Source organism: Dactylosporangium sp. NPDC049140, assembly GCF_040648435.1.
This window is the reverse complement of sequence record NZ_JBEZDS010000005.1, coordinates 306,893-320,681: the sequence shown is the minus strand read 5'-3', so window position 1 is coordinate 320,681 and position 13,789 is coordinate 306,893. Positions and strand designations below refer to the sequence as shown.

11 protein-coding genes are annotated in these 13,789 nt (G+C 73.1%); 8 read left to right on the top strand and 3 right to left on the bottom strand.

All coding sequences use genetic code 11. The features are described 5' to 3' along the window. Positions 1–131 precede the first annotated feature (131 nt). Positions 132–3,530 (top strand): discoidin domain-containing protein, encoded by a 3,399-nt coding sequence (locus AB0B76_RS12065; protein WP_360373655.1) that lies wholly within the window; start codon positions 132–134, stop codon positions 3,528–3,530. 156 nt (positions 3,531–3,686) lie between these two features. Then, a complete protein-coding gene (locus AB0B76_RS12060; protein WP_360373563.1) occupies positions 3,687–4,721 on the top strand; it encodes a LacI family DNA-binding transcriptional regulator in 1,035 nt (344 codons plus the stop codon). On the opposite strand, the gene AB0B76_RS12055 is transcribed toward AB0B76_RS12060, so the two are convergent. Next, on the bottom strand, positions 4,681–5,493 hold the full coding sequence (locus AB0B76_RS12055; RefSeq protein ID WP_360373560.1) for a phosphotransferase: 813 nt from the start codon (positions 5,491–5,493) through the stop codon (positions 4,681–4,683). The two genes, AB0B76_RS12060 and AB0B76_RS12055, sit on opposite strands and share 41 nt — an antisense overlap. 19 nt (positions 5,494–5,512) lie before the next feature. Between AB0B76_RS12055 and AB0B76_RS12050 the strand changes: the two genes are divergently transcribed. Beyond that, positions 5,513–6,343, top strand: coding sequence for an aminoglycoside phosphotransferase family protein (locus tag AB0B76_RS12050; protein WP_360373557.1), 831 nt, complete (start codon positions 5,513–5,515; stop codon positions 6,341–6,343). A 547-nt stretch (positions 6,344–6,890) separates the two neighbouring features. Further along, positions 6,891–7,490, top strand: coding sequence for a DUF305 domain-containing protein (locus tag AB0B76_RS12045; RefSeq protein ID WP_360373554.1), 600 nt, complete (start codon positions 6,891–6,893; stop codon positions 7,488–7,490). Positions 7,491–7,556: 66 nt separating this feature from the next. Here AB0B76_RS12045 and AB0B76_RS12040 read toward each other — a convergent pair whose 3' ends face one another. Beyond that, positions 7,557–8,774 (bottom strand): MFS transporter, encoded by a 1,218-nt coding sequence (locus AB0B76_RS12040; RefSeq protein WP_360373551.1) that lies wholly within the window; start codon positions 8,772–8,774, stop codon positions 7,557–7,559. Between the two features lie 83 nt (positions 8,775–8,857). Between AB0B76_RS12040 and AB0B76_RS12035 the strand changes: the two genes are divergently transcribed. Further along, entirely contained in the window at positions 8,858–9,742 is an 885-nt protein-coding gene (locus tag AB0B76_RS12035) for a LysR family transcriptional regulator (protein ID WP_360373548.1), read from the top strand. 228 nt (positions 9,743–9,970) lie between these two features. Further along, positions 9,971–10,246 carry a hypothetical protein gene (locus AB0B76_RS12030; protein ID WP_360373545.1) on the top strand — a complete coding sequence of 92 codons (276 nt, stop codon included), beginning with the start codon at positions 9,971–9,973 and terminating at the stop codon, positions 10,244–10,246. A gap of 210 nt (positions 10,247–10,456) precedes the next feature. On the opposite strand, the gene AB0B76_RS12025 is transcribed toward AB0B76_RS12030, so the two are convergent. Next, entirely contained in the window at positions 10,457–10,996 is a 540-nt protein-coding gene (locus AB0B76_RS12025; protein WP_360373542.1) for a Clp protease N-terminal domain-containing protein, read from the bottom strand. A gap of 101 nt (positions 10,997–11,097) precedes the next feature. On the opposite strand from AB0B76_RS12025, the gene AB0B76_RS12020 reads away from it, so the two are divergent. Together AB0B76_RS12020 and AB0B76_RS12015 are read left to right on the top strand one after the other, a co-directional pair. Next, positions 11,098–11,649: an ABC transporter ATP-binding protein gene (locus AB0B76_RS12020; RefSeq protein ID WP_360373539.1), complete on the top strand. Its 552-nt coding sequence runs from the start codon at positions 11,098–11,100 to the stop codon at positions 11,647–11,649. Beyond that, the gene (locus AB0B76_RS12015; RefSeq protein ID WP_360373536.1) at positions 11,646–13,787 is read left to right on the top strand and encodes a YhgE/Pip domain-containing protein; all 2,142 of its coding nucleotides are present in this window, start codon (positions 11,646–11,648) and stop codon (positions 13,785–13,787) included. The genes AB0B76_RS12020 and AB0B76_RS12015 overlap by 4 nt, the downstream gene beginning before the upstream one ends. Positions 13,788–13,789: the final 2 nt, after the last annotated feature.

Sequence of the window (13,789 nt, the reverse complement as noted above, 5' to 3'; positions counted from 1 at the left end):
GCAATCGGAGAGCGCTCTCCAAACCGCCACGGCGCCTCCACACACCCCGCAAGGAGCCCCTCGTGCATCCGGCGCACACGTCCGCCCGCCCCTGGCGGAGCCTGCTCACCTCGCGATGGCGCATAGTCCTGGTGCTCGCCGTCGTCGCCGCCGTCGCCGTCGTTGTCGCGCCGTTCGCGCGCGCCGCCGACGGCCTGATCTCGCAAGGCAAGCCCGTCACGGCCTCGTCGACCCAGTCCGACGACGTGGCGCCCAGCTTCGTCAACGACGGCAACGCGGGGACGCGCTGGGGCAGCCAGTGGAGCGACCCGCAGTGGGTCCGCATCGACCTGGGCGGCACCGCGTCGATCAGCCAGATCAAGCTGAGCTGGGAGGGCGCCTACGGCAAGGCCTTCCAGATCCAGACCTCGGCCGACGACCAGAACTGGACCGACATCTACAGCACCACCACCGGCACCGGCGGCCAGCAGACCCTCGACGTCACCGGCACCGGCCGCTACGTGCGCATGTACGGCACGGTCCGCGGCTCCGGCTACGGCTACTCGCTGTACGAGTTCCAGGTCTACGGCACCATCGGCGGCACGAACCCGACCGGCGGCGCCTGCAACACCGCGACAAACGTGGCGCAGGGCAAGACGGCCACGGCCTCGTCCTCGGAGGGCGCCGGCAACGGGCCGCAGTACGCCGTCGACGGCGACGCCGGCACCCGCTGGAGCAGCACGTTCAGCGACCCGCAGTGGATCCAGGTGGACCTGGGCGCGACCCAGTCGATCTGCCAGGTCGTCCTGCAGTGGGAGGCCGCCTACGGCAAGGCCTTCCAGATCCAGACCTCGGCCAACGGCACCGCCTGGACCGACGTCTACTCCACCAGCACCGGCACCGGCGGCACGCAGACCATCCCGGTCAGCGGCTCCGGGCGCTACGTGCGCATGTACGGCACCGCCCGCCCCGGCGGCTACGGGTACTCGCTGTGGGAGTTCAAGGTCTACGCCGGCGGCGGTACGACCACGACCTCGCCGACCCCGTCGGTCACCCCGTCGACGTCGCCGACGCCGGATCCCGGCTGGACCACGGTCTGGCAGGACACCTTCGACGGCGCGGCGAACACCTCCCCGTCGGCGGCCAACTGGCTGCTGCGCTCCGGCACGCAGTTCCCGGGCGGCGCCGCGAACTGGGGCACCGGTGAGGTCGAGACGGCCAGCACCAGCACGGCCAACGTGTACCTCGACGGCGCCGGCAAGCTCAATGTCAAGGCGATCCGTGACGGGGCGGGCAACTGGACCTCCGGCCGCCTGGAGACCCAGCGCACCGACTTCCAGGCCGCCCCGGGCGAGCAGGTGAAGTTCACCGCCCTCGTCAAGCAGCCCGACGTGGCCAACGCGGCCGGCTACTGGCCCGGGTTCCGGGCGACCGGCGCGGCGTACCGCGGCAACTACAACAACTGGCCGGGCGTCGGCGAGACCGACATCATGACCGACGTCAACGGCCGCAGCCAGCTGTCGCAGACCCTGCACTGCGGCACCGCGCCCGACGGCGTGTGCGGTGAGTACAACGGCCGCACCTCGGGCCTGGCCAGCTGCACCGGCTGCCAGACCGGCTACCACGAGTACACCCAGGTCATCGACCGGACGAAGACCGACGAGGAGATCCGCTTCTACCTCGACGGCAAGCAGTCCTGGGTCGTGCGGGAGAGCCAGGTCGGCGTGACGGCCTGGAACAACGCCGTGCACCACGGCTTCTACCTGCGCTTCGACCTGTCCGTCGGCGGCTCGCTGCCCAACGCCGTCGCGGGCTTCACCACCCCGACGCCGAGCACCACCTCCGGCGGCGTCCTGTCCGTCGACTCGGTGACGGTGGCCAAGGCGACCGGCACCGCGCCGGCCGCGATGACCGACCCGGCCACGCCGGCCGGCCCGAGCGTGGTCAAGGTGACCGGCAGCCAGGGCAACTGGCAGCTGCAGGTCAACGGCCAGCCGTGGGAGGTCAAGGGCCTCACGTACGGCCCGCCGCAGGGCGCCGCCGACGGGTACATGCGCGACCTGCACAACATGGGCGTCAACACGGTCCGCACCTGGGGCGTGGACGACGCGAACACCCCGGAGCTGCTCAACCGGGCCGCCCAGCAGGGCATCAAGGTCGTCGTCGGGCACTGGCTCAACCAGGGCGCCGACTACGTCAACGACACCGCGTACAAGAACGCCACGAAGACCGAGGTCGTCAACCGGGTCAACGCCCTGAAGAACAACCCGGGCGTGCTCATGTGGGACGTCGGCAACGAGGTCATCCTGACCATGCAGGACCACGGGCTCTCCGCGGCCGACGTCGAGGCGCGGCGGGTGGCGTACGCCAAGTTCGTCGACGAGCTCGCCGTGGCCATCCACGCGGCCGACCCGAACCACCCGGTCACCTCGACCGACGCGTACACCGGGGCCTGGCCGTACTACAAGGCGAACGCGCCGCACCTGGACCTGCTGGCCGTGAACTCCTACGGGGCGATCGGCAACGTGAAGCAGGACTGGATCAACGGCGGGTACACCAAGCCGTACATCGTCACCGAGGGCGGGCCGTCCGGCGAGTGGGAGGTGCCCAACGACGTCAACGGGGTGCCGAACGAGCCGACCGACCTGCAGAAGCGCGACGGGTACACGGCCAGCTGGAACGCCATCAAGGCGCACCCCGGCGTGGCCCTCGGCGTGACCGAGTTCCACTACGGCCTGGAGAACGACTTCGGCGGCGTGTGGCTCAACACGTACCCCGGCGGCTGGCGCCGGCTCGGGTACGGGGCGCTGAAGCAGGCATACTCGGGCTCCCCGCTGGCCAACACCGCGCCGCAGATCACCGCGATGACGGTGTCGAACCAGACGGCGGTGCCGGCGGGCGGGCAGTTCACGGTCAACGTGGCCGCGAGCGACCCCAACGGCGACACCATCCGCTACAACCTGATGGCCAGCGACAAGTACATCACCGGCGGCACCGGCTTCCGGAACGTGAACTTCACGCAGAACGGTTCCACGTTCACGGTCACCGCGCCGGAGAAGCTGGGCGTCTGGAAGATCTACGTGTACGCCTTCGACGGCCAAGGCAACGTCGGCATCGAGACCCGCTCGTTCAAGGTGGTCGCGCCCAGCATCCCGGGCACGAACATCGCGCTGAACAAGACGGCCACGGCCTCGAGCTACCAGCCGACCGGCACCAACGGCCCGCAGCTGCCCTCCTACGCGGTGGACGGCAACTACGGCACCCGCTGGGCCAGCGAGTGGGTCGACACCGCGTCGATCACCGTCGACCTCGGCTCCAAGCAGACCTTCAACAAGGTCTTCCTGGCCTGGGAGGACGCGTACGCGAAGACGTACCAGATCCAGACGTCCGACGACAACGCCAACTGGACGACGATCTACTCGACCGCGGCCGGCGACGGCGGGTTCGACGACGTCAACGTCAACGGCAATGCGCGGTACGTGCGGATGAACGGCCAGGTCAGGGCCACCGCATACGGGTATTCCCTGTGGGAGTTCGGGGTCTATCGGTAACGAAATGACGTGAAAGCGCTCTCTGGGCTTATTGCCTGGAGAGCGCTTTCCGGGTTCGTGCTATAAAAGCGGCGTGAGCGGTTCGGAGCGGAGCGGAGAGGCCGCTCACCATAGGCACAGGGTTGGCTCGCGCCGCCGGAGCGAAGCGGAGGCGGCGTGACCGAGAAAAGGCGACCTACGCTGGAGGATGTGGCCGAGGCGGCCGGGGTCTCGCGGGCCACCGTCTCGCGGGTCATCAACGGGGTGCGCAACGTCGACCCGAAGCTGCACGAGATCGTGTGGCAGGCCGTCGACGCCACCGGCTACGTGCCAAACCGGGCCGCCCGCTCGCTCGTGACGCGCCGCAGCGGCACGGTCGCCCTGGTCGTCTCCGACGCCGTCGCCCACGACGACGACCCGTTCATGCGCCGCTTCTTCGCCGACCCGTTCTTCGGCCGCATCGTCGGCGGTGTGATGAGCGTGCTGCGCCCCAAGGGCATCCAGCTGGCCCTGCAGATCGTCGGCAACGAGGAGGCCCGCACCCGCCTCGTCGGCGACCTCGGCCAGGGCCAGGCCGACGGGGCCGTGGTCCTGAGCCTGCACCCGGACGACACCCTGCCCCAGCAGCTGTGCGACGCGGGCATCGCGGCCGCGCTCGTCGGGCGCCCCGCCCAGCCGGTGCCGATCTCGTACGTCGACCTCGCCAACGACGCCGGCGGCGCCCTCGCCGCCGAGCACCTCCTCGGCCGCGGCTGCACAAGGCTCGGCATGATCACCGGCCCGGCCCACGTGCCCGCCTCGCAGGACCGCCTGACCGGCTTCCGCCAGGCCCTCGCCCGCCACGGTCACGCCTGGTTCCCGACGGTCGAGGGCGGCTTCACCTACGAGTCCGGCGAGTCGGCGCTGCTCTCGCTCATGAAGGAGCACCCGGCCCTCGACGGCGTCTTCGTCGCCAACGACCTCATGGCGCAGGGCGCGCTCATGGCCCTGCGCAGCCTCGACCGGCGGGTGCCGGAGGACGTGGCGGTCATCGGCTTCGACGACAGCAGCGCCGCCTTAGATGCGCGGCCGCAGCTGACCACGGTCCGCCACCCGCTCGAGGACATGGCGGCCGAGACGACCCGCCTGGTGCTGGCCCGCATCGACGACCCCGACCTGCGCGTCGAGTCGGTCATCTTCGACCCGAAGCTGGTCGTGCGCCACTCGGCGTGAACAGCCACGCGGCCTGGCGGCGGCTCTTCGCCACGTACGCCGGCTCGCCGTACGCGAGGTCCTCGATCAGCCCGCAGCGCGCGTAGAACAGGGCGCGCTCGCCCAGCCCGGCCGGCGCGGGCGGGGCGGCCGGCCCGAGGTCGCGCAGCAGCAGCCCGTAGTCGTAGGCGGGGTCACAGATGGCCGCGTCGCTCCAGTCGATCAGCCCGGTGACGGTGCGCGTCTGCGGGTCGACGAGCACGTGCTCGGCGCCGAGGTCGTTGTGGGAGAACACGGTCTCGCGCCCGGGCGGCGGCGGCTCCTGCTCCAGGAACCACGCCGCCTCGGGCAGCTCCAGACCCGCCGCGAGCTCACGCGCCTCCTCCAGCCATTGCGCGGGCGGGCCGGCGTCGCGGCCCACCTCGAACCGCTCCACCGGCTGCGCGTGCAAGGCTCGTAGCGCCGCCCCGAGGGTCGCCGGGATGTCCCCGAGATCCTGGGGTGGGAGCAGCATCAGCGGTACCCCCGGAAGCAACCGGTAACCAAGGGCGCCCTCGGCCGCGAAGGCCGGCTCGGGCACGGCCGCGATGCCGTCCAGGACCGCGGCGACCTCGCGCAGCAGCCGGGCCTCCCGGGCGACGTCGAGCGCGTCCGGGTCCGCGGGGAACCGGACCACCCAGACCCCGTCGACCAGGTACGCGGTGTTGTCCAGCCCCCGGCCCAGCGCCTCGACCCGGGCCGCCTCGGCCTGCGGCAGGTTGCGGCGCACCACGCCGCGCACGTCGTGCTCCACGCTCGGGCATGCTACCGGGGTGGACGCCGACATCGCCGTGGACGACGCGCTGGTACACAGGCTCGTGCGGGACCAGCACCCGGACCTCGAGGGCACGCTGGAGCCGGCCGCGATGGGCTGGGACAACGCCATCTACCGGCTCGGCACCCGGCACGCCGTGCGCGTACCCCGCCGCCGGGTCGCCGCCGCGCTGGTCCTGAACGAGCAGCGCTGGCTGCCCCACCTCGCCCCGGCCCTACCCCTGCCGATCCCGGCCCCGGTGCGCGCGGGCCGCCCGACGCCGTACTACCCGTGGCCGTGGAGCATCACCCCCTGGCTACCCGGCACCGTGGTCGCCGAGACCCCGGTAGCGCCGCGCGCTTCGTTTGCCGAACAGCTGGCCGAGTTCCTGACGGCCCTGCACGTGCCCGCCCCGCCGGACGCCCCGGCGAACCCGGTCCGCGGAGTTCCCTTGTCCACCCGCCCCGCGACGCGAATCCCACCGCAGCTACGTCCACTGTGGAACGATTTGGCGGCGGTACCGCACTGGCCCGGCCCGCCCCTGTGGCTCCACGGCGACCTGCACCCCGCGAACCTGCTCAGCACCGGCGGCACCCTGTCCGCGGTCCTGGACTTCGGCGACATAACCGCCGGCGACCCGGCAACGGACCTGACCGCGGCGTGGATGGTCTTCGACGCCCCCGGCCGAACCCGCTTCCGCGCGGCCCTGCCGAACATGGACGAGGACACCTGGCAGCGGGGCCGGGGATGGGCCTTGACCATCGCATCGGCGGTGGCGGCCGACGCATCGGGAACACCACAGATGCACGAGATGGCGGCCCACACCTTACGCGAGGTGCGCTGGGGATGAAGGTCGCGGGAGAGCGCTCTCCCATGATTGCGACCAAGGAGCCTTTGCCCTGTTGACACCGCCTGCGCGAGCGGCAAGACTTGATGCAGCGGAGAGCGCTCTCCAATGGATCGGGTGCCGGCGGAGCGTGCTTTCCGGGGCGGTCAGTGCAGCGGGTCAGCGGGCCCGACGGGGGCTGACTGGGTCGCCCGGCAGAAGTGCGTACGAGCTCGGTCGTACGGGTCGGTCATCCAGGCGGGGGCTGCCCGAGCGTCCGCGGCGCTCCCGAACGGGAACGCCCACGCGCACCGGCCGGGAGACGTTGCCCGGTCGGGTGCCGGGCGATCCGTACAACCGTCGTGGCGGTGACCGGGTTGGGGTCCCCGCCACCGGGAGCGGCACCACGCCGCGCCCGCGCCGACCTTGCAGTTGCGGCGTTCCGGCTCGGGCTCTGGGCGCCCGGGAACGCCGCAGCCGCAGGATCGGACCACGCCTCAGGGTTCCGGCCGCCACCGCCATCCGGGCCGGAGTACCGCCGCCGCGCCTCGACAAGGAGGTCGCCCGAACCATGCGCCGCCGACCGCCGCCACGGCCGACCGCAAACACCCGGACCCGCACTCGGGTCCCGCTGCTCGCCGGGCTCATCGCGGGGCTCGCCCTGACCGCCGGGTGCGGCGCCGAGCCCAAACCGCCGCCGACGCCACCACCGGTCGTGGCCGCGGCGCCGTCCGAGTTCGGCGGCACCGACCTGGCCTGGGTCGAGATCATGATCCCCCTGGACGAGCAGCTGCTGCCGGTCCTGGACCTGGTGCGCACCAAGGCCGCCGACCAGCAGCTGGTCGCCTTGGCGGGGGAGCTGCACGGGGTGTACGACCAGGAGCTCCCGCGCCTCCGCACGCTCTCCGACCAGGCGGGCCTGCCCAAGGACAACCCGCACAAGGGTCACAAGATGCCGGGCCTCGTCGACGCCGACCGTCTCGCCACGCTCCGGGCCGGGACCGGGCCCGAGTTCGAGCGGCAGGCCGTCGCCACCCTCCGCGAGCACCTCGACCAGCTCAAGAACCTCGCCACCTCGGAGCTCGCCAACGGCATCAGCCCGACGGTCAAGACGATCGCCCAGTCGGTGGCCCAGACTCGGGGCGACGCCAGCGCCCGCCTGCCAAAATAGCCGCATAACCGAAAAGGCGGATATGTCGGGCCAGGTCAGCGCCGACATATCCGCCCCCCCGGGGCATCACGGCCGCAGCAGAGGGCGGCTCACCACGGCCACCAGCGCGGCGATCGCCGCCGCGAACCCGAGCAGAGCAACCGGCGCGCTCACGACCTGCGTCAGCACGCCCAGGCCCAGCACCGGCACGGCCAGGCCCAGGTACCCGCCGAGGAACAGGCCCGCGAGCGCCTCCCCGCGGATCGCCGGCGGCGCCAGGTCGACCACCGTCGAGATCGTCCCCTTGAGTAGCGCGCCCGCGCCCGCGCCGGACAGGACGCCGCCGATCAGGAAGGCCGGCAGGGACTCGGCCCAGACCGCGGCCGTCACCGTGGCCAGGCCCAGGACGATCAGGGTCAGCCCGGTCGCGAGCTGGCCGCGGATCGAGCGCCGGCGCAGCAGCACCTGGGCCACGGCGCCGGCGCCGAAGACCAGGAACGCGACGGCCCCGGCCAGGGCGCGGGACGGGTGGTGCAGGGTGCCGGCCACGAACGCGGGGGCCAGCGACGTGAACAGGCCCAGGACCGACAGCGAGGCGAACGCCCCGGTCGCGGCGGCGAAGTAGCGGGGCCGGGCGGCGGCGGGAACGCCGGCGCGCTGCGGACGGTACCGCCGCGACGACACCGCGACCGTCTCCGGCGCCAGGAAGACGGCCAGCGTGGCGACGAGCAGCAGGCCGAGGAAGACCAGGTAGGGAGTGCGGAGCGGGGCCGCGACGTACTGCGCGAGCAGCCCGGACACGATCGGGCCGAACGCGAAACCGCCGAGGTTGGCCACCGTGGCCACCAGGTCGCCGCGGGCGCGGCCGGCGTCGGGGCGGGCCTTGGCGTGCAGCTCCGAAAGGTGCGCGGTCGCGGTCGCGGTGATCATGCCGATGCCGAGACCGGACAGTACCCGGGCGACGATCACCACACCGAACGACGTCGAGGCGAGGAACAGCACCGCGGCGGCCACCTCGAGGAGCACGGCCGGCAGCAGTACCCGCCGGCGGCCCAGCCAGTCCGAGACGTGCCCGGCGAGGAAGAGGCTGACGATGACCCCGAACGCGTAGGCGGCGAACGCGATCGTCACGGCGATCGTCGAGTACCCGTCGTGCCGCTGGTACAGCGCCCACAGCGGCGTCGGGACGACGGTGAACGCCAGCGAGACGGCGAACGCGAACGCGATCGCCCAGAAGCCGTGCTCGTGGCTGAGGCGGCGGTGATCGGCCAGCGCGGGCGCCGGGCGGGTCAGGGCGGTGCTCATGCAGGGCAGCATCGCTCGCCGGGAGCAGCACCGTCAACGAATCTTCGTGCTCGCGACCATCACGAAATGCGATGATGCCCTCCGTGGAGCTACGGCATCTGGTGTACTTCGTGACAGTCGCCGAGGAGCGCAACTTCACGCGCGCGGCCCAGCGCCTGCGTGTCGTGCAGTCCGGGGTCTCCGCCGCCGTGCGCGCCCTGGAGCGGGAGCTCGGCGCCCGGCTGTTCGAGCGCAGCTCGCAGCGGGTGGTCCTGACCGACGCGGGCGCCGCGCTGCTGCCCGAGGCCCGGGCCGTCATCGACGCCGCCCAGGCCGCCCGCGACGCCGTCGCCGAGGTCCGCGGCGGCCTGCGCGGCACCCTGCGCATCGGCACCCTGATCTCAGTCGGCTTCGTCGACCTGCCGGGCCTGCTGGGCCGGTACCGCACCGAGCACCCCGCCGTCGACCTGCGCCTGCGCGCCGCCCCGACCGGCTCCGCGGGCCTCGCGGCCAGCCTCCTCGACGGCGAGCTCGACGTCGCGTTCCTGTCGCTGCCGGGCCGCGCCCCGGCCGGCCTGTCCGTGCGTACCCTGGCCGCCGAGCCCATCGTGGCGGTACTGCCGGCGGCTCATCCGCTCGCCGCCCGCGCCCGCCTGGCCCTGGCCGAACTCGCGGACGAGCCGTTCGTCGACTCGCCGCCCGGGTACGGCAACCGCGCCGAGGTCGACCGCGGGTTCGCCGCCGCCGGGCTGCGCCGCCGCGTGGCGCTGGAGGTCGCGGACATCGCCACCGTGCGGCAGTACGTCCGCGAGGGCCTCGGCGTCGCCCTCGTCCCGCGCTTCTCCGCGCCGGAGGAGCCGGGCCTGCGCGTGTGCCCGATCGACACCGACCTGCGCTGGACGTTCGCGGTCGCCACGGCCTCGGTCCGCCGCCCGAGCGCCGCGGTCCGCGCCCTGCTCGACCTGGTGGACGCGTACCGCACCGCGTGACCGTCCACAGTGGATCTGATGCGGGCGAGTCGGAAAGGCGACCTCCGTGATCGTTCGGCTACTTTGGGTGATCTACTGGTAAGCGGCCCCGGGTGCGAGCTCCTCGCGGATCTCCAGGGTCGGCTCAGGGCTGGTCGTCGGGGACGGGCCGGGGTGCGTCCCCGATGTGAGCCGGTGCACCGTCTTCGTACGGTATTGAGCAGGATGAACGTTCCAGGGAGGTGCGAAATGCCCGATGTGTTGGTGGCCGCGCGAGCCGAGGCGCTGTTCGTCTCCTGCGTGCAGTCCTCGGAGTCGCCGGCGCCCGTCGAGGTGCGCAAGGCGATCGCCGAGTCCTTCGCGCGGTTCGGCAGCCGGGGCTGCGCCACGTGCGTGGCCGGAGAGTTCGGCGACCACCCGGAGATGGCCGTGGCACGCATGCGCTGGGCGATCGCGACGGTGACCGCCGTGTACCGGCGCCGCCGCCCCCGCAGCCTGCGCTCGCTCACCACCTGCATCTCCTGAGATTCCTCGATGGCCCGGGCGCCCAGCGCCTGCCCCCGCCTCGGTGACGTGTTCACCCGGCCGGAGGCTCGATCGGTGAGATCACGAAATAATCGGTGTCAGGGTATAAATCCGAGCATGTCGTGGCGCGGAGCGCCCGACATGTCGGGATCTCAGCCCGCGAGCTCGAGCAGCAGCGGCAGGACCAGCGCCAGATAGAGCAGCGCCGCGCTAGCCGCGGGCATGGGTGAAGCCCGCCAGCGCCGCCACCACCGCCGTCCGCGCCGTGTCCAGGGTCAAGCCGCGAGCGCGCAATGTCGCGCCCGCGACGCCCGAGGGCTCCGCCAGCAGGCCCAGCAGGATGTGCTCGGCGCCGATGTAGTTGTGGCCCAGGGCCGTCGCCTCCGAGTGGGCCAGTTCCAGCGCGGCCGCGGCCGGGCCCGTGTTCTCCGTTGTCGGGGGCGCGGTCAGGGTGGCCGGGTCGGCGCCCAGAACCGGCAGCAGGCGCACGGCCAGGTTCGTGCCCTCCTCCAGCAGGCCGTGCAGGAGGTCCGCGGTGGTCACGGTCGTCGTCGCGTGCTCGTACGCCAGGCGCAGTGCGGTCTTCGCCCGCTCGGTGTAGTGCGGCAGGTCCGCCTCCGGGAGGGCGCGCAGGGTCTCAGCGCGGCGGAGGGCCTGTTCCAGGGCGCGTTCGCACAGGGCGGAGACCGGCAGGCCGATGCGGTCCAGCGCCGTCGCCAGATGGTCGGGAAGCGTCACCTCGATTTCCATGCCCCCTATATAACCCCTCTGGGGTTAGTGACGCAAGGAATAGCGCGACGGCACTCGAATGTTTTTAGACTGACTGGTCAGTGCAAACAGGGGAGGTTGCTGTGGCCGAGGTACTCGTGGCCGAGGGGCTCGGGGCGCGCACGCGGCGCGGGTGGGTGTTCCGCGACGTCGACCTGACCGTGGACGCGGGGGAGTTCGTCACCCTGGCCGGGGCCGGCGGCAGTGGGCGCACCTCGCTGCTGCTCGCGCTCGCCGGGTACTTCCGCACGACCGAGGGCACCGTGCGCCGGCTCGCGAGGCCCGCGCTCGGGTTCGTCGCCGGCGTCAACGAGCCCGAGCCCGGGCTCACCGTCGCCGAGCACGTCGAGGAGCGGCTCGTGCTGCTCGGGCGGGCGTCGTGGAACCTCCGGAAACGGCGGCGGCAGGCGCTGGAAATCCTGCAGGGGGTACCGCTGCCGCCGCAGACGCTCGGGCGCGACCTCGACCGCCAGGGGGCGCACCTGCTGTGCCTGACGCTCGCCCGGGTCGGCGAGCCCGGGATCATCCTCGTCGACGACGTCGACAGTGGACTGTCCGAAGTGGAGCGAGAAGTGGTGGAGCTGGCGTTGCGGGAGTGCGGACCGGCCGTCGTGGTCACGGAGCGTGCGGCATGAACCTGTTCGAGCTGCGCCGGTTCCTGCGCGCCCCGATCACCATCGCGGCGCTGGTCGTGCTGGCCCTCATCCCGCTGCTGTACGGCGCGCTGTACCTCTGGGCGTTCTGGGACCCGTACGGCAACATGCGCCACATCCCAGTCGCCATCGTCGACGCCGACCGGCCCGCTCGGGCCGCCGACGGCAGCACGCTCGACGCCGGCCGGGACCTCGCCGCCGAGCTGCAGCACCGCGACGTGTTCGGCTGGCAGCCCGCGACCGCCGAGCAGGCCCGCAAGGGGCTCGAGGACGGCCGGTACCAGCTCGTCTTCACCATCCCCGCGGACTTCTCGGCCTCGCTCGTCACGCCGCCCGACCCGCAGCGCGACCCCACCCGGGGACAGCTCACCGTGGTCAACGACGACGCCACCAACTACCTGTCCGGGCAGCTGTCCCGCAGCGTGTTCACCGAGGTGCGGGCGAGCGCGTCGAGCACGGCGGCGCGCGGGTACTTCGACAAGATGCTCATCGGCTTCACCGACCTCAAGAGCCAGACCCGGCAGGCCGCGGCCGGCGCCTCCCAGCTGGCCAGCGGGGCGGCCGACGCGAAGGGCGGGGCCGGGCAGCTCAGCACCGGCATCGACCGGGCCCACGACGGCGCCGGGCAGCTCGACGACGGGCTGGCCCAGGCGACGGCCGGGTCGAAGCAGCTCTACGACGGCCTCGTCGCCCTCGACGCCGGGGCGGCCCAGCTCGCCGACGGCACCGCCCAGGCCGCGGCCGGCGGGCGCCTGCTCGCCGGGAAGGTCGACGCCGCGGCGGACCGGGCCGGGCCGGTGCTGCGCGACAACGCCGAGCTCATCGCGAACGCGGCCACCGCGATCGCCGACGGGGCCGACCTGATTCTGCAGCACCTCGACGCGCTGCCCGGACTCGCGAAGACCGCCGCGCAGCAGACGGCGGCCACGAAGGCCGACCTGGAGCGGCTGGGACAGCGGTACCCGCAGGTGCGCGACAGCAGCGAGTACCAGACCGCGCTGCAGGCCGCCGACGCCGCCGCGAAGGCCGCCCAGCAGCTGCAGACCCGGCTCGACACCGGCGACCTCGACCAGCTGCGCACGCAGATGAACGCGGTCGCCCAGACGGCCCGCGAGGTCGCCCGGGCCGCCCCGCACCTCGCCGACGACGTCGCCGCCGCCCGCGCCCAGGTCGACCGGCTCGCCGACGGCCTCGACGCTCTCGCGACCGGCGCCGGCCGGCTGCACGACGGCACCGGCCAGGCGGTCACCGGGGCGAAGGACCTCAGCGGCGGCCTGTACCGGCTCGCCACCGGCGCCCGCCAGCTCGACGACGGCCTCGGCACCCTCTCCGACGGCGGGCACCGGCTCGCGGCCGGCCTGGCCGACCTCGGCGACGGCGCCGGCCGCCTGGCCGACGGGCTCGCCGACGGCGCCGGGAAGATCCCGGGGTACGACCCGGACACCCGCGCCGCGCGGGCCGGCGTGCTCGGCGACCCGGTCGCGCTCGACCGCGAGACCGAGCACCCGGCGGGCACCTACGGGGCCGGGTTCGCGCCGTACTTCCTCGGCCTGGCCCTGTGGGTCGGCGCGATGATCAGCTACATGGTGCTGCGCCCGCTGACCCGCCGGCACCTCGTCTCCGGTGCCCGGCCGTGGCGGGCGGCGCTGGCCGGCTGGCTGCCCGCGCTGCTCATCGGCGTGGTGCAGGCGACCGCGCTGTTCCTCGTGGTCCGCTTCGCGCTCGGCCTGCACCCGGCGCACCCGCTGGGCATGTACGCCTTCCTGGCCCTCACCGCCGTCGCGTTCACCGCGCTCATCCAGTGGTTCGGCGCCCGGCTCGGCCCGGCCGGGCGGCTCGTGGCCCTCGCCGTGCTGATGCTGCAGCTGACCTCGTCCGGCGGCACGTACCCGATCGAGACCACGCCCGGCTTCCTGCAGGCGGTCCACCCGTTCCTGCCGATGACGTACGTGGTGTCGGGGCTGCGGCACCTGGTCAACGGCGGCCCGGGCGGTACCGTGGTCACCGGCGCGCTCGTCCTGGCCGGGTTCGCCGCCGCCGCGTTCGCCCTCACCACGCTGGCCGCGTGGCGCGGGCGCCGGCTCACCCCGGCGAAGCTGCACCCCGACCTGGTCATGTAGGG

Coding starts and splice junctions, on each gene's coding strand:
- AB0B76_RS12030 (WP_360373545.1), top strand. CDS start 9,971: ATGCCCGATGTGTTGGTGGCCGCGCGAGCCGAGGCGCTGTTCGTCTCC.
- AB0B76_RS12040 (WP_360373551.1), bottom strand. CDS start 8,774: ATGAGCACCGCCCTGACCCGCCCGGCGCCCGCGCTGGCCGATCACCGC.
- AB0B76_RS12025 (WP_360373542.1), bottom strand. CDS start 10,996: ATGGAAATCGAGGTGACGCTTCCCGACCATCTGGCGACGGCGCTGGAC.
- AB0B76_RS12015 (WP_360373536.1), top strand. CDS start 11,646: ATGAACCTGTTCGAGCTGCGCCGGTTCCTGCGCGCCCCGATCACCATC.
- AB0B76_RS12045 (WP_360373554.1), top strand. CDS start 6,891: ATGCGCCGCCGACCGCCGCCACGGCCGACCGCAAACACCCGGACCCGC.